Genomic DNA, 21,305 nt, shown 5'->3' on the forward strand with positions numbered 1-21,305 from the left:
ACGAATCCCGCCCGAAAAGTCAAGTCCGTTTTCGAATGAACATCAGTCTGATGCCGGAAAGTAGGGCGTAAAAGCCGAAGAAGGCGGCAATTGCCCAGGCAAAACCGTTATTTCCGGCGACATCGATCGCTGCGCCGATCGCCTGCGGCCCGGCCACGGTTCCCATCGCATAACAGAAGACGAAGGCGGCATTGGCCGCGGCAAGATCGGAACCCGTCAGCCGCGAGCCGAGATGGCTGAGGCCGACCGTATAGAGACCGGAGACACAGCCGCCCCAGAAAAGCAGGAGCCCGGCCATCAGCAGCCAGTTGTCGAGCAGCAGGGGCAGCAGCATCGAGCCGATGAAGCCCATCAGCGCCATGCCGGCCAGAAGCGGCCGCTTGTCGGAGATGCGGTCGGAGAGCAGGCCGAGCGGGATCTGGAAGATGATGTTGCCGACGCCCATCATGGTGAGCAGAAGCGCTGCCTGTGATTCGGTGAAATGGGCGCGCACCGCAAAGATCGGGAAGAGCGACAGACCGCCGGCTTCGACCGCGCCGAAGATGAAAACCGCCGCCGTCGCCGTCGGAACCAGGAAAACGTAGCGCATGAAATGCAGCTCCGGTTTTTCCTCGAGCACAGGGCTTTCGTCGCGGGCGATGAAGATCGGAATGGCGGCAAGCAGGATGGCACTGGCGCCGATCAGGAAAGGGAAGATGCCGTCGCTGCCGAGGATCGAAAACAGCAGCGGCCCGGCTGCGAACCCGAGCGAAAGCACGGTCGCATAGATGCCGAGCACGAAGCCGCGTTTGGACGGCGGCGAGGCGGCGTTGATCCAGAATTCGGAGAGGATGAACAGCGTCGTCGTTGCCCCGTGGAAGGCGAAGCGCAGCGGAAACCACATCCAGAAATCCTCGGCATAATAGAAACCGAGTGCGCTCAGTGCCGAAATCAGCACCGCCCAGAGCATGGTCGGCGCAACGCCGTATTTATGGGCGAGCTTGGTGGTGATGGGCGCGGCGGCCATCGCCGCGACTCCTGCCATCGCTGTGTTGAGCCCGATCAGGGTGGACGAGATGCCGCGTTTTTCCAGGATGATGCTGAGAAGCGGGAGTCCGAGGCCGATTGCTATGCCGACGGCCGATATGGACGAGACGGCTGCCACCAGAGAAGGCCAATGGATTTCCTCGACATCGCCCGGTGTGCCGTTTCTCGGCTGAGACATTTATCCATCCTTAGAAAGCTGCGCGAGCGAATCGGCCGGTTCCCGTCGAATAGATAGACACAGACGTGCCAAATCCGGGTGACGGATGCCGCTTCGCAGTATTTTCCGATGTGAGGGACCATCTGCGGAATGTAAAGCCCGTTCGGCCAAGAAATGCTTACCATGTCGGGTCGTTGAGGATCGTCGGCTGCCGCATTCAGGTGGTGGTCGGTGGAGCGCTGGCACTACACGTCAAATATGTCTGGAAGGTGAAGGCGCTCAATCCGGGCGTCCGGCAATGTCATAATCATCAGGTCCGTCGCTCTCGCCGCCGAAACCGTGCATGCGCAGCGCCCATTGCAGGCCGATGACGCCGCCCTTGATCGGCTGGATCGAGGCAAGCGCGGTGATGACGGTGATCGGCGCCCAGATGGCAATATGCGCCCATACCGGCAGCACGAAAGTCAGGTCCGTCAGCATATAGCCACCGACCACGACATGGCCGAGAACGAGGATGACGATATAGGGCGGCAGGTCGTCGGCGCGTTGATGATGCATCGCCTCGCCGCAGGACGCGCAATGATCGACCGGCTTCAGGAAGGCGCGGAAAAGTTTGCCGCTGCCGCAGGCCGGGCAACGGTTCATCAGCCCGCGCATGATGGAACGCCCCAGCGGCCGCTCGGTCTCCGGCCTATCGCCGTAGCGCACGGTCGGATCGGTCGATGTGCCCATGGTAAGTTCCTCTTTTAGGCCGAAAGCATGGGCCTGTGATGCATGCCCGATGCAGTTTCGCAGAATACCCTAACGCCGCCCGCGCGGCGGCCGCGTTCCGGGCTTCTTGCGGACCTGGCCCCTGTCGCGGCGCCCCGCCTTGTGGAAGGAGCGCGCCGCCGTCGGCATCTCGCGGCCCTCGCTGATCATCTCGAAGCGCAGCGCGCCGGCAAGCGGGATCGCTTCGGCAAGCTTCACCGTGACGTTGTCGCCAAGGCGATAGCCGAGCCCCGTTCTTTCACCCGAGAGCGCCTGATGCGCCTCGTCATAGATGAAATAATCGGTGCCGAGCGTGGATATTGGAACGAAACCGTCGGCGCCATACTCCGGCAGGGCGATAAAAAGCCCGGATTTCGTAACGCCCGAGACCCGCCCGGCAAATTCCTCGCCGACGCGGCCGCTGAGATGATGCGCGATCAGCCGGTCGACCGTCTCGCGTTCGGCTGCCATCGCCCGGCGCTCGAAGGTCGAGATTTCGGCAGCGATATCGTCGAGAACAGCCTCTTCCTCAGTCGTGATGCCGCCGTCGCCGAAGCCGAGCGAGCCGACGAGGGCGCGATGCACGATGAGGTCGGCGTAACGGCGGATCGGTGAGGTGAAATGCGCGTATTTCATCAGGTTGAGGCCGAAATGGCCGATATTCTCCGGGCCGTAGATCGCCTGGCTCTGCGAGCGCAGCACCATCTCGTTGACCATGGTCTGGTGCGGCGTGCCGTCCGCCTTTGCCAGAATGCCGTTGAAATTGTTGGCGCGCATATTGCCGCCCTTGGCAAGGGGGATGCCGAGCGTCGCCAGGAATTCGCGCAGGATTTCCTGCTTGGCAAGCGTCGGGCCGTCATGGATGCGGTAGATCAGCGGCTGACGTTTCTTTTCCAGGGTCTCGGCGGCTGCGACGTTCGCCTGGATCATCATCTCCTCGATCAGCTTGTGCGCGTCGAGTCGCGGCGGCACGTGGACCCGATCGACGGTGCCGTCGGGTTTCAGCAGGATCTTGCGCTCCGGCATGTCGAGTTCCAGCGGCTGGCGCCGGTCGCGTCCGCGCTTCATCACCTCATAGGCGTGCCAGAGCGGCTTCAGGATCGGCTCGAGCATCGGCCCGGTCTTATCGTCCGGCTTGCCGTCGATCGCCGCCTGCGCCTGCTGATAGGAGAGCTTAGCCGCGCTCTTCATCATGATGCGATGAAACGTGTGGCCGATCTTGCGGCCTTCGCCGGAGAAGCTCATGCGCACGGCAAGCGCCGGCCGGTCGACGCCTTCCTTCAGCGAGCAGAGATCGTTGGAGATGCGCTCCGGCAGCATCGGCACGACGCGATCCGGGAAATAAACCGAGTTGCCGCGCTTCAGCGCCTCACGGTCGAGCGGCGACTTGGGGCGGACATACCAGGAGACGTCGGCAATCGCGACGGTGACGATGACGCCGCCGGGATTGTCGGGCGAGGGGTCGAGTTCGGCATAGACAGCGTCGTCGTGATCCTTGGCATCGGCCGGATCGATGGTGATCAGCGGCACGTCGCGCCAGTCCTCGCGATGCGACATGGTGGCGGGCTTTGCCTCCTCCGCCTCGGCGATAACGGCAGGCGGGAAGACATGCGGAATGCCATGCGCATGAATGGCGATCATCGAGATCGCCTTTTCCGAGCCGACCGAACCGACGACGGAAAGCACCTTGGCGCGCGGCAGGCCGAAGCGGCCGAGGCGGGCGACTTCAATCTCGACCAAGTCGCCATCCGTGGCGCCGCCGGTGAAGTCTGGATCGATCACCATTTCCTCGCCGCGCCGCTCGATCGGCAGCAGCCGGCCGCCACCGCCGGGTGCGGCGCGGAAAACGCCCATCGAGGCGCCGCGGCGCTTGTCGATTACCTTGATGATCCGCGCCGTATAGGCCGGTCCGCCGCGATCGACGGCCGGGAAAATCTTCGCCAGAATACGGTCGCCGAGGCCGGCGACGGGCGCCTTGCCCTTGCCCTGGCGGCCGGCCGGCGATTGCTGGCGGATGGCGACGGCGGGCGCGACACCCTGATCCTCAGGCCATTCCGCCGGCCGGCCGATCAGATCGCCGTCCTTGTCGCGCGTGGTGATATCGAGAACGGTGACCGGCGGCAGCGCGCCGGGACGGATCAGCGACTTGCGGTTCTTCTGCAGCATGCCTTCCTGCTCGAGCTCCTGCAGCATGTGCTTGAGCTCGACGCGGTTGTCGCCCTTCAGGCCGAAAGCCTTGGCGAGTTCACGCTTGGAAGCTTTCTGCGGATGATCGGCGATGAAGCGCAGGATCACCTCGCGCGACGGCAGCGCGCCATGGACAATGTTCAGCGGCTCGACGGCCGGAGCATCCTTGCCGGCACGGCCGATCTTGCCCGGGCGCTTGCCCGCGGGGTTCGTTCTGTCGCGCGGTATTCTGCTCACGTCAGCTCTTTTTCGATTTCGCGGGCGCTTTCGCCTTCGTTGCCTTCGGCTTGGCCGCCGTCTTGGTGGTCTTGGCTTCGGCGGCCGCCGCCTTCGGCTTGGCTTTCGCCTTGCTCGTTTTGCCGGCTGGCGCTTTGCCGGCCTTCTCCGTGATCAGCGCGAGCGCCTCCTCGACGGTGATTGCCTGCGGATCCTTGCCCTTCGGCAAGGTGGCGTTGACCTTGCCCCAGTTGACGTAAGGCCCGTACTTGCCGTCGCGAACGGTGATGGCGCCGCCATCGGGATGATCGCCGAGCGTCTTCAGCGCCGCCGGCGTGCCGCGCGAACCCCGGCCAGGCGCCTGGTTTGCCTTTTCGGCAATGACGGTCACGGCGCGGTTGAGGCCGACCGAGAACACGTCCTCGATCGTTTCCAGATTGGCATAGGAACCGTCATGCAGAAGGAACGGCCCGTAGCGGCCGATGCCCGACGAGATCATCTTGCCGGATTCAGGATGTTTGCCGATATCGCGCGGCAGCGAAATCAAAGCCATCGCCTTTTCATAGTCGATATCCTCAGGCTTCCAGCCCTTCGGCAGCGAAGCGCGCTTGGCTTCCTTGCCGTCGCCGCGCTGGATATAGGGGCCGAAACGGCCGGAACGCAGCGTCAGTTCCTCGCCGGTCGTCGGATCGGTGCCGAGGTTCTTCGGCTCGTTGAGCGCGGCACCATCCGCCTCTCCGCCGTTTTCGGAGGAGAGCTGGCGGGTGTAATTGCATTCCGGATAGTTCGAGCAGCCAACGAAGGCGCCGTATTTGCCGAGCTTCAGCGACAGGTTGCCGGTGCCGCAAACCTGACAGATCCGGGGATCGCTGCCGTCCTCCCGCTTCGGGAAGACCAGCGGCGCCAGCGCCTCGTTCAGCGAATCGAGCACATTGGTGACGCGCAGTTCCTTGGTGTCTTCGATCTGGGCGAAGAAATCCTTCCAGAAATCGCGCAGCACCTGCTTCCAGTTCAGCTCGCCGGCGGAAATCCGATCGAGCTTTTCCTCGAGATCGGCGGTGAAGTCGTATTCGACATATTTGGTGAAGAAGCTTTCGAGGAAAGCCGTCACCAGACGGCCCTTGGCCTGCGGGATCAGCTTGCGCTTGTCGATCGTCACATAGTCGCGGTCGCGCAGCGTCGCCAGCGTCGCCGCATAGGTGGAGGGGCGGCCGATGCCGAGCTCTTCCATCTTCTTGATCAGCGAGGCTTCCGAATAGCGCGGCGGCGGCTCGGTGAAATGCTGGGTCGAATTGATCTTCTGCTTGGCGAGCGTCTCGCGCGCATTGATCTCCGGCAGGCGGCCATCCTCGTCGCCGTCGTCACTCTGCTCGCCGTCTTCCTTCTGATCGGTATAGGCAGCGATGAAGCCGTCGAAGCGGATGACCGAGCCGACGGCGCGCAGGCCGGCCTTCTCGCCCTTGTTGTCGGCGGTGATTTCAGCCGTCGTGCGCTCGATTTCGGCCGAGGCCATCTGGCTGGCGATGCCGCGCTTCCAGATCAGGTCATAGAGCCGGATCTGGTCGGCATCGAGGAATTGGCGCACGCGGTCGGGCGAGCGGTAGAAATCGGTCGGGCGGATCGCCTCGTGCGCCTCCTGGGCGTTCTTGGCCTTGGTGGAATAGAAGCGCGCCTTTTCAGGCATGTAACGCTCGCCGAACTGATCGACGATGGCGCGGCGCGCAGCATCGATCGCCTCGGGCGCCATCTGCACGCCATCGGTTCGCATATAGGTGATAAGACCGACGGTCTCGCCGCCGATATCGACGCCTTCATAAAGCTTCTGGGCGATCTGCATGGTGCGCGAGGCGGAGAAGCCGAGATTGGAGGAGGCGGCCTGCTGCAAAGTCGAAGTCGTAAATGGCGGTCCCGGGTTGCGCTTGACCGGTTTCGCCTCGACCGTGTCGACGACATAGCTCGCACCGTCCAGCAAGGCCTTCAGCCGGCCTGCATCCTCGCCGTTGCCGATCGCGCGGGGCGGCAGCCGTTTGCCGCTTGCCGAAACCAGTCTTGCCTCGAACTCGTCGCCGCGCGGCGTCTTCAGCAGCGCCGAGATGTTCCAGTATTCTTCCGAAATGAAGCGCTCGATCTCGGATTCGCGGTCGCAGACCAGGCGAAGCGCCACAGACTGCACGCGGCCGGCCGAGCGCGCGCCGGGCAGCTTGCGCCACAGCACGGGGGAAAGATTGAAGCCGACGAGATAGTCGAGGGCGCGGCGGGCGAGATAGGCGTCGACCAGCGGCACGTCGATGTCGCGCGGATCGGCCATCGCGTCGAGCACCGCCTTCTTGGTGATCGCGTTGAAGACGACGCGCTTGACCGGCTTGCCGTTCAGCACCCGCTTCTTGTTCAGCATGTCGAGGACGTGCCAGGAAATCGCTTCGCCTTCGCGATCCGGGTCGGTCGCGAGAAACAGGCCGTCAGAGGATTTCACCGCGTCGGCGATGTCCTTCATCCGCTTGGCCGAGGCCCCGTCGACCTCCCAAAGCATTTCGAAATCCTGATCGGGGAGGACCGAGCCATCCTTGGCAGGCAGATCGCGCACATGGCCGAAGGAGGCGAGCACTTTGTATCCCGAACCCAGATACTTGTTGATCGTCTTGGCCTTGGCAGGCGATTCCACCACTACAACATTCATGATGATTCTCTAAAAAAGGAAACGACGCCAGCGTTGAAGCCAGCGCAACACACACCGCAACATGGATACCGGCCCTCCGACATGGACAGGGAAATCGCTGCGGTCAAGGGGTTTGCTACAATTTTACGTCTTGCAGCTGCTGTAAAGCGGCCCGCTCGTATCGTGCAAGCCTCAGTCGGAAAGCGAGATGAGACCGCCCTGATGCCGGTGCAGCCTGCCTGCGATGTCGAGCTCCAGCAGGATGAGATAGACCGCCGATGCCGAGAGCCCGGTATGGCGGATAATATCGTCGATCTCGACCGGCGTCGGCCCGAGCGCATCGATGATGCGGTTGCGATCCGTATCGCCGGGCGGCATCGTCATTGCCCCGCCGTCACGCGGCGGTTCCTCGGCCATCGACGACGGGAACAGCTCGAATTGCGCCAGCGGCGCCAAGGATTCGACGACATCGGCCGGTGTGGTGACGATCGAAGCCCCGTCCTTCAGCAGGCCGTTGGTGCCATGGCAGCGCGGATCGAGCGGTGAGCCGGGCACGGCAAACACCAGCCGGCCGAATTCGCCGGCAAGCCGTGCGGTGATCAGCGATCCCGAGCGCGTTGCCGCTTCGACGACCACGAGGCCGAGCGCGATGCCGGCGATCAGCCGGTTGCGGCGCGGGAAATCGCGGGCGCGGGGCTCCCAGCCGAAAGGCATCTCGCTGACCGCCAGGCCGTTGCCGCCGGTTATCTCCTCGAGCAGGCCGATATTCTCCGGCGGGTAGGGCTGGTCGAGACCGCCGGCAAGCGCCGCGATCGTGCCGGTATCGAGGCTTGCCCGGTGGGCCGATGTGTCGATGCCGCGCGCCAGGCCCGAGACCACGGTATATCCAGCCCGGCCGCAGTCGCGCGCCACCATCGCGGCGAACTTGGCGCCGGCGATCGAGGCGTTGCGCGAACCGACGATGCCGACGGCCGGCCGTTTGGCGGCGGCAAGCGCGCCTTTGACGGCCAGCAGCGGCGGCGCGCCGTCGATCTGCTTCAGCGCCTGCGGATAGTCCGGCTCGCCGATGCCGACGAAGCGGGCGCCGAAGCGATGCGCCGCCTCCAGCTCCCGATGCGCCTCGGCCTCGCTGGCGATGCGGATTGCCCGCGTGGCGCCGCCACGCGCCGAAAGCTCCGGCAGCGCCGCAAGCGCTGCCTCGGCCGAACCGAAATGATTGATGAGGTCGCGAAAGGTCGCCGGGCCGATATTGTCGGAGCGGATCAGGCGCAGCCAGGCAATTCTCTGCCGTTCGCTCAGCACAGTGCCTTTTGGTCCCGCGCTCAGCGCATCCATTATCCCTTCGCCCCGATCTTGCTTTCCGTACCGCCCATCAGGCGGGAGATGTTCGCCCGGTGCTTCCAGTAGGAGATCAGCGTCATGATCGCCATGACGGCTGCAACCTTTTCATTGCCCAGTATCCACAGCGCAACCGGAATGACAAGCATGGCAACCAGCGCCGACAGCGAGGAGTAGCGGGTGGTGAAGGCGACGGCCAGCCAGATGGCGGCAAAGAGCACGACCATGATCGGCGCGACGCCGAGCAGGGTGCCGATATAGGTGGCGACGCCCTTGCCGCCCTTGAAGCCGATCCAGACCGGGAAGAGGTGGCCGATGAAAGCGAAGAAACCGGCGATGATCGCAGCCTCCTCACCGAGGAAATAACCGACGACCCAGGCCGCTGCCGATGCCTTCAGCGCATCGAGCAGCAGCGTCGCCGCCGCAAGCTTGCGGTTTCCGGTTCTCAGCACATTCGTCGCGCCGATATTGCCGGAGCCGATGCTGCGCACGTCGCCGAGGCCGGCGGCGCGGGTGAGGATCAGGCCGAAAGGAATGGAGCCGAAGAGATAACCGATGACGGCGGCGGCAAGCGCGACCGGCAGCGTGATCTGCCATGACATGAGATTGGATAACATATGCCGCCTCAGCCCCTCCGTGGCCTATCCCCAGTATGCCGTTTCCTAGAGTGCGTGGACAAGCTTTCCCGAGACATATGTCGCGATTGCCCGCCCGCTGAAGCGCGCATCTTCGAACGGCGTGTTCTTCGAGCGGGAGAGAAGCATGTCTTTGGCGACAAGCCAAGGCTCATCGAGATCGATGAGCGCGATATCGGCCGCCGCCCCCGGCTTCAGCGTGCCGGCGGCGAGGCCGAAAATCTCGGCCGGGCGGGTGGACATGGCGTCGATCAGGCGCATCAGGCTCACCTGGCCGCCATGGTGCAGCCTGAGAGCCGCCGCCAGCATGGTTTCCAGCCCGACCGCACCGTCTTCAGCCTCGCCGAAGGGCAGGCGCTTGGTATCGACGTCCTGCGGGTCGTGCGAGGAGACGATGATGTCGATCGCGCCGCTTGCCAGCGCCTCGACCATCGCCACCCGATCGTCTTCCGGGCGCAGTGGCGGATAGAGCTTGAAGAAGCTGCGGTATTCGCCGATGTCGTTTTCGTTGAGCGCCAGATTGTTGATCGAGATGCCTGAGGTCACCTTGGCGCCGCGGCTGCGGGCGCGTTCGATCGCCTCGACCGATTGCGGCACCGAGATCATCGCGGCATGATAACGGCCGCGTGTCAGCTCCGCGATCCTGAGATCGCGTTCGAGCGGGATGAGTTCGGCTTCCCTTGGAATGCCGGAGAGCCCGAGCCAACTGGCGAAAAGCCCCTCATGCATGACGCCGTTGGCGCCGAGATATTTGTCACGCGTTTCGCAGCAGATGACGGCGCCGAATTCCCGCGCATAGGTCATGATCCGGCGCAGCACCTGCGTGTCGTGGACGCTGGAATGGGCATCGGTGAAGGCGACGGCGCCCGCCTGCATCAACAGGCCGATCTCCGTCATCTCCTCGCCGGCAAGGCCCTTGGTGATGGCGGCGGCCGGATAGACGTTGACCGCGGCGGTATCGCGCGCCGTCTTCTTGACGAATTCGACGAGCGCGATGTCGTCGAGGACGGGATCGGTGTCCGGCATCATGATGATCGAGGTGACACCGCCGGCTGCCGCCGCCCGGCTTGCCGAGGCGATCGTCTCGCGATGTTCGCCGCCGGGTTCGCCGATATGGACACGCGCATCGACGAGGCCAGGCGTGGCGACGAGGCCGGTGCAGTCGCGGATATCAGCACCTTCAGGCGCGCCCTGGTTCTGCGCTGCGCTGCCGGCGGCCAGGATCACGCCGTTTTCGGCGATGATCGTGCCCACCTCGTCGAGATTGCGCGAGGGATCGACGATACGGACGTTCTGGAGGACGATCGGGTTGCTCATGCCTTCAATCCATCGGTTCGGGGACCCTGGTTCTGCGAGACGAGCAGCGTCTCCATCACCGCCATGCGCACAGCGACCCCCATTTCCACCTGTTCGGCGATCACGCTCTGCGGGCCGTCGGCCACCTCGGAGGCGATCTCGACGCCGCGGTTCATCGGGCCGGGATGCATGACCAGTGCATCCTCCTTCGCCGCTTTCAGTGTTTCGGCGTCGAGCCCATAGAAATGATAGTATTCGCGCACCGAAGGCACGAAGGCGCCGGACATGCGCTCGCGCTGCAGCCGCAGCATCATCACCACGTCGGCGTCCTTTAGCCCTTCCTTCATCGAATGGAAGACCTCGACGCCCATATCGGCGATGCCGGCGGGCAGCAGCGTAGCGGGCGCGACGACACGCACGCGCGCACCCATGGCATTGAGCAGCAGGATATTGGAGCGCGCCACACGTGAATGCAGCACGTCGCCGCAGATCGCCACGATGATGCGCGAGAGCTTGCCCTTGGCACGGCGGATCGTCAGCGCGTCGAGCAGCGCCTGGGTCGGATGTTCGTGCTGGCCGTCGCCGGCATTGACGACCGAGCAGGAGACCTTTTGGGCGAGAAGGGCGGCAGCACCGGCGCTGGAATGACGGATGACCAGCACGTCGGGGCGCATCGCATTCAGCGTCATCGCCGTATCGATCAGCGTTTCGCCCTTCTTCACCGAGGAATTGCCGACCGACATGTTCATCACATCGGCGCCGAGCCGCTTGCCGGCAAGCTCGAAGGAGGCCTGCGTGCGGGTCGATGCCTCGAAGAACAGGTTGATCTGCGTCAGTCCGCGCAGCGTCGACGTCTTCTTCTCGCGCTGGCGGCTGATCTTGACGGCTTCGTCGGCCTTGTCGAGTAGATAGGTGATATCCTGCTCGGTGAGGCCCTTGATGCCGATGAGGTGGCGGTGGGGGAAAAAGACCATGACCCTGCCTCTTGCTGTCTCTGGCGGGTCTATAAAGAGTGCGGCCCGCCGGGGCAAGCATGCGCTGTGGGCAAAGGCTTATGTCCCCATGCATTTTCGCCAAAATTCCGATAGAGCAGAATGAACCGAATCATAACTTCCGGTTTCCCTTTGCCGGGTTCTTACACTAGAAGCGAATTATGACCTCCGCCAACCGGACTGACGAAAAACTCGCAGAACTCAACCAGCCGAGCCTGTGGTCCGGCATCAACGCCTATCGGTCCGATCCGCTGATCGTCGATCTGACGGCGGCCCTGCCGCGCGGCATCCGCGAAGACCTGGAAAACATGGGCCGCTACGTCACCTCGCCGGAGGCGCAGGAGTTGGCGCGCATGGCGAACCAGGGCACGCCGCAGCTGCGCACCCACGGTCCGCGCGGTGAGCGCCTCGATGTCGTCGAATTCCACCCCGCCTGGCATGCGCTGATGCGCCGCTCCATGTCGGTCGGCTTGCATTCCTCCGTTTGGGATCCGCAGGCCGATACCGATGCCAAGGATGAGGCCCACAAGGTTCGCGCCGCCCGCTTCTATCTGACGGCGCAGCTGGAATCCGGCCATCTCTGCCCGCTGACGATGACCAGCGCCTCGGTTGCCGCGCTTTCAGCTTCGCCCGCGGTGCAGAAGGACTGGGCGCCAAAGATCCTCTCGCGCAAATATGATTCGTCCAACAAACCAGCCATGCAGAAATCCGCCGTCACCATCGGCATGGGCATGACGGAAAAGCAGGGCGGCACGGATGTCAGGGCCAACCGGACCGCTGGCGAAAAGGTCAGCGAAGGCATTTACCGGCTGTCCGGCCACAAATGGTTCATGTCCGCGCCGATGAGCGATGCCTTCATCATGCTGGCGCAGACGAAGGAGGGCATGGGCTGCTTCCTGGTGCCGCGCCTGCTGGAGGATGGCTCCGCCAACGGCCTGCAGTTTCAGCGGCTGAAGGACAAGGTCGGCAACCGCTCCAATGCCTCCGCAGAAGTCGAATTTTCAGACACCTTCGGCTTCCTGCTCGGCGGCTCCGACGCCGGCATCCGCACTATCCTCGACATGGTGACGCTGACGCGGCTCGACTGCGCGCTGGCCTCGTCGGGTATGATGCGTGCCTCGCTGGCCGAGGCCGTGCACCACACCCGCGGCCGCAGCGTCTTCGGCAAGATGCTCGTAAACCAGCCGATCATGACGCGCGTGCTGGCCGACATGGCGCTTGATGTCGCTGCCGCCACCGCTCTCTCCTTCCGCCTTGCCGACGCCTTCGACAAGGCGCGCGGCAATGCCGAGCAGGCGGCCTATGCCCGCGTCATGACGCCGGTCGCCAAATACTGGTGCTGCAAGATCGCGCCGGCGCTGATCTATGAGGCGATGGAGTGCATCGGCGGTAACGGCTATATCGAAGAACGCCCGATCGCCCGCCATTACCGCGAAGCTCCGGTCAACGCCATTTGGGAAGGTTCCGGCAACGTCATGGCGCTCGACGTGCTGCGCGTGCTCAACCGCGGCAAGGATCTGTTCGAAACGGTTTTCGCGGGCCTTGCCCGCGATCTCGGCCCGGCCGGCAAGAAGACGATCGACGTGCTGCGCGCCGCAATTGCGCTGTGCGAACAGGATGAGGGGGCGGCACGCCTGCTCGTCGAGCAACTGGCGCTTGCCGCCGGCGCCGCAGAACTCTATCGGCTCGGGGCAGGGCGTATTGCCGATGCCTTCATCGAGACGCGCCTTGCCGGCGGCTGGCGCTCCACCTACGGCATGCTCGATTCCCGCTTCGACGCCAGCTACATCGTCGATCTGCTCTATCCGCCGGCGGCCTGACCGCAGGCGGGGGAATGATGGTTACTGCTCGCGCAAATAGCCGCCCTCACACTAACCCGTCCTGCGGACCCTCGTAAAAACGAGGTGATGGGACGCACCCTGCGAGAGGCGAACGACGGACGGAGAGGTTGCCGCAACCCTCTTCTCCCCAGCGGGGAGAAGGTGGCCCGCAGGGTCGGATGAGGGGGCCACACGGCACATCCTTCACGTAAAACCTATTCCGCCACGCCGACGATGACGCCGTTCCCTCGCGCCCTGAACGCCGTTGAGACAATGCCGGCTTGGTTGAAATCCGCCGGGCGTTGTTGAAAAAGACCGGCTTCGCCGGCCCCCTCATCCGCCCTACGGGCACCTTCTCCCCGCTGGGGAGAAGAGGGGATCGAGAGGTCGCGGCATGTCCCTTCGTCTGTTGGCGGGACGAAGGACAGAGACGAGTGGCTCAGGCAGGGTGGCAGCAGCCGGATGGGGCTGGTCTCGGCGATCTCCTTGGGCTGTGCGTCTTTTCAGACGCGAGAAAGACGCCGGATGGTCTCAAGATCAATGACGATACCCTCGCCACAAACAAAAATCCGGCCGCGTCGCCGCAGCCGGATTGATTATTTACGTCCAAAAATCAGCGTTCAAAAGAAGCCGCGGCGCTGCCACCAGCCGGCTTTCTTCGGCTTGCCGTCATCGCTTTCGCCACTTTCGCTGCGGGTGGATTTCACCGTCGGCTCGGAGGAGGTGATGTTGGATTCGCGGTTGGCGCGAACCGGCTTCGCTTCTTCCGGGGCCTCTTCCTGAGCGGGCGTTTCGAGATCGGCAGAGGCTTCGACCAACTCCGGTTCGGCCACGGCCGCAGGTGCCGTCTCTGCCACGGGCTCCTCGACCGGCGCTGCGGCGGCTTTGCGGCGGCCGCGGCCACGGGCGGGCTTCACATCCTCGGTGACGACGGCCGCAGCCTCGACAGCGGCGGCGGCCTGGTTTTCACCAGCCTGCTCGGCTACCGCTTCGACAGCTTCGGCTTCCCCGGGGGCGCCGTCGTTCGAAACGTCGTCGCCTTCGCCCTCATCACCGCCATTGTCTTCACCAGCTTCGCCGGCCGTCAGTTCGGAACCGTCCTCGGCGCGGTTGCGGCGACCGCCGCGCTTGCCACGACGGCGACGCTTGCGGCGCTGCGATTCCTCGCTTTCAGCCAGCGTCTCGGACGTGCCTTCGGCGGTTGCATCACCTTCGCCACCCTCGTCGTCGCCGTCTTCATCCTCGTCGCCGGCTTCGCCAGCCGCCGATGCCGGCTGCTCGGCATTGCCGTTGCGGCCGCGCCGACGCCGACGGCGCTTGCGCTTGCGGTTGCCGTCACCTTCGCCTTCCGAGCGAGCCGCAACGGGTCGCTCGGCAGCGGCCGGCTTTTCCTCGAGTTCCTCGTCTTCGTCCTCATCCATTTCGATGACGATGTCGTCGTCGTCATCCTCGGGAATGGCTGCGAAGTTGAAGAGTGTCTCGATCTTGACCGGATTTTCCACGGCCTCGCCGCGATCGATGGCGAAATGCTGCGCGCCGACCGAACCATCCGCATCGATGACGATAGCGACGCCGAAACGGTTTTCGTAGTCGATGATCGTCTGGCGCTTGTGGTTGAGCAGGTAGAGAGCAATGTCAGGCGTGGTGCGCACGCTGATGTTGTGCGTGGTATTCTTGAGCAGATATTCCTCGATACCGCGCAGGACATGCAGCGCGACGGAGGACTGCGAACGCACATGGCCGCTGCCGCCGCAATGCGAGCAGACCTGCGTGGTCGATTCGAGAACCGAGGCGCGGATGCGCTGGCGCGACATTTCCAGCAGGCCGAAATGCGAGATCCGGCCGACCTGGATGCGGGCGCGGTCGTTCTTCAGGCATTCCTTCAGCTTCTTCTCGACGGCGCGGTTGTTGCGCTTCTCTTCCATGTCGATGAAGTCGATGACGATCAGGCCGGCAAGGTCGCGCAGGCGAAGCTGGCGGGCGATTTCCTCAGCCGCTTCGAGGTTGGTCTGCAGCGCCGTGTCCTCGATCGAGTGTTCGCGCGTCGAGCGGCCGGAGTTGACGTCGATCGAAACCAGCGCTTCCGTCTGGTTCATGATCAGGTAGCCGCCGGAACGCAGCGTCACCTGCGGCTGCAGCATGCGGTCGAGCTGGGCTTCGATGCCGGAGCGCGAGAAGATCGGGTGAATGTCGCGATAGGGCTGAACCACCTTGGCATGGCTCGGCATCAGCATCTTCATGAAGTCTTTCGCTTCACGATAGCCATCCTCGCCGGCAACGATGATCTCGCCGATATCCTTGTTGTAGAGGTCACGGATCGAGCGCTTGATCAGCGAACCTTCCTCATAAACGAGGCAGGGAGCGGTGGACGCCAGCGTCAGCGTGCGCACGTTCTCCCACAGGCGCATCAGATATTCGAAGTCGCGCTTGACCTCGACCTTGGTGCGGTTGGCGCCGGCGGTGCGCAGGATGACGCCCATGCCCTGCGGCACCTCGAGCATGCGCGCGATTTCCTTCAGGCGCTTGCGGTCGGCAGGGTTGGTGATCTTGCGGGAAATCCCGCCGCCGCGCGCCGTGTTCGGCATCAGCACGGAATAGCGGCCGGCAAGCGACAGATAGGTCGTAAGCGCTGCACCCTTGTTGCCGCGCTCTTCCTTGGCGACCTGCACGAGCAGGATCTGGCGGCGCTTGATGACTTCCTGGATGCGGTACTGCTTGCGCGGCTTGCGCTGCACGCGATCCGGCACTTCTTCCATCGCGTCTTCGGCGCCGACGGATTCGATGACTTCCTCTTCGCCGTGATCGTCATCGTCGTCGTCATCATCGTGGCGACGCTTGCTGGTGTCGACGTCTTCGGAGATCGAGTCTGTTTCCACCATGGCGGCCATCGCGCCGCCGCTCGAACCGTCATCCTCGTTGTCGACGCTCGAAGCGCCTTCGGCTTCGACATCAGTGGGAACGGCGTCCTCGGTCGCGGTCGTCTCGGCAGCCTTCTTGCGGCTGCGGCGCGGTCTGGCCTTCTTGGCCGGCGCTTCCTCAGCGGCCTCGGGCGATGCAACTGCCTCTGCTGCTGCCGGCTCTTCCGTTACATCTGCAGTTTCCGGTGCCTCTGCCGGCACGATGCCGACATCCGGCTGTTCCTGCTTGGAAAGATCGACCATCGGCGCGGTTTCGACATGCTCGACGTCTTCGTCACGGCGATGCTCCTCGGCTTCGGCCCGAAGCAGCGCCTGACGGTCGGCAAGCGGTATCTGATAGTAGTCGGGATGGATTTCGGCGAAGGCCAGGAAGCCGTGCCGGTTGCCGCCGTAATCGACGAAGGCGGCCTGCAGCGAGGGCTCGACCCTCGTTACCTTTGCCAGATAGATGTTGCCGCGGATCTGCTTCTTGTGCTGGGACTCGAAGTCAAATTCTTCTATGCGGTTCCCGCGAACGACAACGACGCGCGTCTCTTCCTCGTGAGACGCATCGATAAGCATTTTGTCTGCCATGTAAGCTGTGCTCCTCGGCGTGGCCGCGAGAGCGCATTCCCGACTGCTGTTGAAACAGAAGGAATGCGGTCCACTGTAGCCGCGCCGAATAATGAAAGTCGCGCCTGATGCGAGGGGGAGGGCAGCAGCCAGACCGCAGCCGGAACCATTTCGGTCCGGGGCCTGTACACTTCAGATAAAACCTGCTGCGAAACCATCAACAACCAAGCGTGATCGACAAATACGAAGACCCGTTCGGGTCCGATGAATTTGCTCCCTGAGAGCGTGGTGGCTGATCCACCAATGAATTCCGACAATGAGCCGGAAAATCAGGATCCAGTTCTAGGGATGAAGCGCATGAGACGGCGGACGATGACCGGTGTGGCGCCAGGTCCTGATCTGGCTGGCAGCCTTTGCGGCGACTCTATCCCGTCAACACTTTACCCTAAAATTCGTTGTATGTTTTCTGTGTCACAATAGCAAGGGAAAAGCCAAATGTGCCATAATATTGATGGATTTCGTAACGCATAGAAGCTGGGGATAAAGTGATCGCGATTCGGCCGGCCGCAAAGGGTGTTTCGTCCAAGCGACGTTCGACGCGGCCGCGTCGGCTCCATCGCAATACAGATAGGGTGTGGCGGGTTATTGTTTAAGAGGGCTCGGATCGCGGCGAATTTCGCAGTGCGGCGATCGACATTCGCAAGAGCGGTTCTGACCGCGTTTCTGGCCGTCAGTCTGCTGCCTGCCGTTGCTGGTTCCGTCGAGGCTGGGGATCCGCTGCTTGCCTATGGCGCGCGCATCGTCGGCGACGATGCAAGGACCCGCATCGTCATCGATTTCGATCACGAACCGCGCTTCTCCATCCACTATATCGCCAATCCGGAACGCATCGTCATCGACCTGCCGGCGACCGCCTTCGGTTTTCCGGCCAAGGATCTCGCTGCCCGCGGCCTGTTCAAGGATATCCGCTACGGCAAGATGGACGAGGAGAGTGCCCGCATCGTCCTGACGACGGCAGGGCCGGTGAAGTTGGCGCTCGCCAAGGTGCAGGCCGACGAGGCCGGCAAGGGGCATCGCCTCGTGCTCGATGCCGAGATGATCGACAAGCAGGCCTTTGCCGAACTGGTGAAAACGCAATCCTGGAACGATGGGGCCTGGAACGATGGGAGCGAGGTGGCCCAGACGACGAGCGCCATTCCGGCGCCTCAGAAAGCCGCCCCCGGCGATTTCGTCATCGCCGTCGACGCCGGCCATGGCGGCATCGATACCGGCGCGATTGGCGTCGACACCAAGACCGAGGAAAAGCAGGTGACGCTTGCCTTCGCCAAGGCCCTGACCGAGCGGCTGAACAAGGAGCCGGGCATCAAGGCTTTCCTGACGCGCGAAGACGACGAGTTCCTGTCGCTGTCGCAGCGCGTGCTGATCGCCCGCCAGAACCACGCCGGGCTGTTCATTTCTCTGCATGCCGACACGCTGAAGCAGAAGGATATCCGCGGCGCCACCGTCTACACCATCTCCGACAAGGCGTCCGACAAGCTCGCCGCCGACCTTGCCGAACGCGAAAATCTCTCCGACCAGATCGCGGGCAAGGAGACGGTTGCCGAGCCGCCCGAGGTCGCCGATATCCTGCTCGATCTGACCCGGCGCGAGACTCAGGCCTTCTCGATTTCGCTGGCCGAAAGCGTGCTGAATTCTTTCAGGGATCAGGTCGGTACCATCAACAATCCGCACCGCCATGCCGGTTTCCGCGTGCTGCAGGCGCCCGACGTGCCGTCGATCCTTCTCGAGCTCGGCTTCCTCTCGAATGCCGAGGACGAGAAACTGCTGCTCGACGAGACCTGGCGCGGCAAGATCGTCGGTCTTTTGACCGACGCAGTGAAGCGCTACCGCGCCGCTGTCATGGCCAATGGCGGCTGATGTCTGCCGCCCCATGAAACCATGGGGTAACGGGTCGGCGGAATCCATGAAAACAAAGACTTAATGCGCGTTGCATGACTCAAATTCTGAGCAGGATGGCTCGGATGGGCGGCTGCGACGGGCGTTGCTTGGATGTGACAGTCCTGATCAAACGCGCCCGGAGCGATGAATGCGGCGGGCAGAGCCCTATTTTCCTCACAATCGCGCCGTTACTCCGGCTTATGTTTCGTAAGCCTGTGGCGCGGAATCGGCTTGTGGCGGTAGCGCTCATGGAGTAAGCCGCGCAACGTGCAAATTGCCTTGATCCGTGCAATCGTTGCGTTCTGCGCCGATTGAAGATCGAAGAGACCGGTAGCTGAAAATATGGTTAGACTTTTTGGATATTTCTTCGGAATGGCCTGCGTCCTGTTTCTGGTCGCGGCGGCGGGTGTTGCCATCTATCTCGCCAACGTCGCGAAGGATCTCCCGGACTATGCCGTTCTGAACAGCTATGCGCCGCCGGTGACCACCCGTGTCCACGCCGGCAACGGCGCGCTGATGGCCGAATACGCCAAGGAAAAGCGTCTCTTCCTGCCGATCCAGGCCATCCCCGACCGCGTCAAGGCAGCTTTCCTGTCGGCCGAAGACAAGAATTTCTACAATCATCCGGGCGTCGATCTCACTGGTCTCGGCCGCGCCATCCTCGTCAACCTGCAGAATTTCGGTTCCGGCCGCCGCCCCGTCGGCGCTTCCACGATCACCCAGCAGGTGGCCAAGAACTTCCTTCTGAGCTCTGACCAGACGATCGACCGCAAGATCAAGGAAGCGATCCTGTCCTTCCGCATCGAGCAGGCCTACAGCAAGGACAAGATCCTTGAGCTCTACCTGAACGAGATCTTCTTCGGCATGAATTCCTACGGCATCGCCGGCGCCGCGCTGACCTATTTCAACAAATCCGTCACCGAACTGACCGTCGCCGAAGCCGCCTATCTGGCATCCTTGCCGAAAGGCCCGGCCAATTATCATCCTTTCCGCCATCCGGAAGCTGCGCTCGAGCGCCGCAACTGGGTGATCGACCGCATGGTCGAGAATGGCTATGTGAGCCAGAGCGACGGCGTGGAAGCCAAGAAGCAGCCACTCGGCGTCACCGCCCGCACGACCGGCCCCTCGCTTTTTGCTTCGGACTATTTCGCCGAAGCCGTGCGCCGCCAGCTGATCGACCAATATGGCGAGAAGGTCCTCTATGAGGGTGGCCTTTCAGTGCGCACTTCGCTCGATCCGCAGATGCAGCTCGCTGCCCGCAAGGCGCTGCAGGACGGTCTGGTGACCTATGACGAGCGTCGCGGTTTCCACGGCCCGGTCAAGCAGATCGATGCCAGCGGTGACTGGGGCAAGGCGCTTGCCGATATTCCGGCACTTGCCGACGTGCCGGAATGGCGGCTTGCCGTCGTGCTCGCCGTCTCCGACAGCAATGTCGATATCGGCCTGCAGCCGGCCAAGGATGGAAGCGGCAAGGTTTCGCCGGACCGTCAACGCGGCACGATCGACGCCAAGAATATGCAGTGGGCCTTCCGTTCGGCCGACGCCGCCCGCAAGAGCACGAAATCGCCGGTCGGCGCCGTAGCCCCCGGTGACGTCATCTATGTCGCAAAGCTCGGCGACGACGCCTCGACCTCCTATCGGCTGCAGCAGCCGCCGAAGGTGCAGGGCGGCCTGGTCGCCATGGATCCGAAGACCGGCCGCGTGCTCGCCATGGTCGGCGGCTTCTCCTATTCGCAGTCCGAATTCAACCGCGCCACCCAGGCGATGCGCCAGCCGGGCTCCTCGTTCAAGCCCTTCGTCTACGCCGCGGCAATGGACAATGGCTATACGCCGGCCTCCGTCATCATGGATGCGCCGATCGAGATCGTCTCCGGCGGCCAGGTCTGGAAGCCGGAAAATTACGGCGGCGAAGTCGGCGGTCCGTCGACGCTGCGCTCGGGCATCGAGCATTCGCGCAACCTGATGACGGTGCGCCTGGCCAACGATCTCGGCATGAACATCGTTGCCGAATATGCCGAGCGCTTCGGCATCTACGATCACATGCTGCCGGTTCTCTCCATGTCGCTCGGCGCCGGCGACACCACGGTGCTGCGTATGGTCTCGGCCTATTCGGTCATCGCCAACGGCGGCAAGCAGATCAAGCCGACATTGATCGACCGGATCCAGGACCGCTACGGCAAGACGATCTTCAAGCATGAGGAGCGTCTCTGTGAGGGCTGCAATGCCGGCGACTGGCAGAACCAGGAAGAGCCGAATGTCGTCGACAACCGCGAAACCGTTCTCGACCCGATGACCGCCTACCAGATCACCTCGATGATGCAGGGCGTCATCCAGCGCGGCACTGCCGCCGGCAAGATCGATCTCGGCGGCCGCGACGTCGCCGGCAAGACCGGCACCACCAACGATGAGAAGGACGCCTGGTTCGTCGGCTTCACGCCGGATCTGGTCGCCGGCCTTTATATGGGCTTCGATACGCCGGCCCCGCTCGGCCGCGGCGGCACCGGCGGCGGTCTCTCCGCGCCGATCTTCAACGAATTCATGCAGGCTGCCGTCAAGGATGCGCCGGAATCGAAATTCGTCATTCCGCCGGGCATGAACCTGATTTCGATCGACCGCAAGACCGGCATGGCCGCCGTCGACGGTGATCCGAACACCATCATCGAGGCCTTCAAACCCGGCACCGGCCCAGCCGACAGCTTCAACGTCATCGGCATGGACAGCACCATGGCGCCGGAAGAGATCCTGAAGACCTCACCGCAGGCAAACCAGGCCGTCCAGACCGGCACGCCCGGCTTGTTCTGACCATCGCCGAATTTTGAACGCC

12 protein-coding genes are annotated in these 21,305 nt (G+C 63.3%); 3 read left to right on the top strand and 9 right to left on the bottom strand.

The features are described 5' to 3' along the window. Nucleotides 1-19: 19 nt before the first annotated feature. The 8 genes from AF337_RS23765 to AF337_RS23800 form a co-directional block, all read right to left on the bottom strand. A complete protein-coding gene (locus AF337_RS23765) occupies nt 20-1,204 on the bottom strand; it encodes an MFS transporter (RefSeq protein ID WP_049734073.1) in 1,185 nt (394 codons plus the stop codon). 258 nt (nt 1,205-1,462) lie between these two features. After that, on the bottom strand, nt 1,463-1,915 hold the full coding sequence (locus AF337_RS23770) for a DUF983 domain-containing protein (protein ID WP_049734074.1): 453 nt from the start codon (nt 1,913-1,915) through the stop codon (nt 1,463-1,465). A gap of 69 nt (nt 1,916-1,984) precedes the next feature. Then, complete coding sequence (rnr, locus tag AF337_RS23775) at nt 1,985-4,357, bottom strand: ribonuclease R (protein ID WP_049734075.1); 2,373 nt, start codon at nt 4,355-4,357, stop codon at nt 1,985-1,987. 1 nt (nt 4,358) lies between these two features. Next, entirely contained in the window at nt 4,359-7,013 is a 2,655-nt protein-coding gene (gene topA / locus AF337_RS23780; RefSeq protein ID WP_049734076.1) for a type I DNA topoisomerase, read from the bottom strand. A 171-nt stretch (nt 7,014-7,184) separates the two neighbouring features. After that, nucleotides 7,185-8,327 (bottom strand): DNA-processing protein DprA, encoded by a 1,143-nt coding sequence (gene dprA / locus AF337_RS23785; RefSeq protein ID WP_049734077.1) that lies wholly within the window; start codon nt 8,325-8,327, stop codon nt 7,185-7,187. Further along, nucleotides 8,327-8,947 (bottom strand): glycerol-3-phosphate 1-O-acyltransferase PlsY, encoded by a 621-nt coding sequence (plsY, locus tag AF337_RS23790; RefSeq protein ID WP_049734078.1) that lies wholly within the window; start codon nt 8,945-8,947, stop codon nt 8,327-8,329. The genes dprA and plsY overlap by 1 nt, the downstream gene beginning before the upstream one ends. Nucleotides 8,948-8,992: 45 nt before the next feature. Next, nucleotides 8,993-10,282 carry a dihydroorotase gene (locus AF337_RS23795; protein ID WP_049734079.1) on the bottom strand — a complete coding sequence of 430 codons (1,290 nt, stop codon included), beginning with the start codon at nt 10,280-10,282 and terminating at the stop codon, nt 8,993-8,995. Continuing rightward, nucleotides 10,279-11,235: an aspartate carbamoyltransferase catalytic subunit gene (locus AF337_RS23800; RefSeq protein ID WP_003587231.1), complete on the bottom strand. Its 957-nt coding sequence runs from the start codon at nt 11,233-11,235 to the stop codon at nt 10,279-10,281. Before AF337_RS23800 ends, AF337_RS23795 begins: the two co-directional genes overlap by 4 nt. A 179-nt stretch (nt 11,236-11,414) precedes the next feature. On the opposite strand from AF337_RS23800, the gene AF337_RS23805 reads away from it, so the two are divergent. Continuing rightward, nucleotides 11,415-13,073, top strand: a complete 1,659-nt coding sequence (locus AF337_RS23805) for an acyl-CoA dehydrogenase family protein (protein WP_049734080.1) — start codon at nt 11,415-11,417, stop codon at nt 13,071-13,073. A gap of 620 nt (nt 13,074-13,693) precedes the next feature. Here the strand turns inward: AF337_RS23805 and AF337_RS23815 are convergent. Continuing rightward, nucleotides 13,694-16,564 carry a ribonuclease E/G gene (locus tag AF337_RS23815; RefSeq protein WP_049734082.1) on the bottom strand — a complete coding sequence of 957 codons (2,871 nt, stop codon included), beginning with the start codon at nt 16,562-16,564 and terminating at the stop codon, nt 13,694-13,696. Between the two features lie 624 nt (nt 16,565-17,188). On the opposite strand from AF337_RS23815, the gene AF337_RS23820 reads away from it, so the two are divergent. Together AF337_RS23820 and AF337_RS23830 are read left to right on the top strand one after the other, a co-directional pair. Next, nucleotides 17,189-18,460 (top strand): N-acetylmuramoyl-L-alanine amidase, encoded by a 1,272-nt coding sequence (locus AF337_RS23820; protein ID WP_049734083.1) that lies wholly within the window; start codon nt 17,189-17,191, stop codon nt 18,458-18,460. Nucleotides 18,461-18,823: 363 nt separating this feature from the next. After that, nucleotides 18,824-21,283, top strand: a complete 2,460-nt coding sequence (locus tag AF337_RS23830; protein WP_049734085.1) for a penicillin-binding protein 1A — start codon at nt 18,824-18,826, stop codon at nt 21,281-21,283. Nucleotides 21,284-21,305: the final 22 nt, after the last annotated feature.

Origin of the sequence: Rhizobium ecuadorense (genome assembly GCF_001187535.1) — a bacterium.
GTDB classification, from domain to species: Bacteria; Pseudomonadota; Alphaproteobacteria; order Rhizobiales; family Rhizobiaceae; genus Rhizobium; species Rhizobium ecuadorense.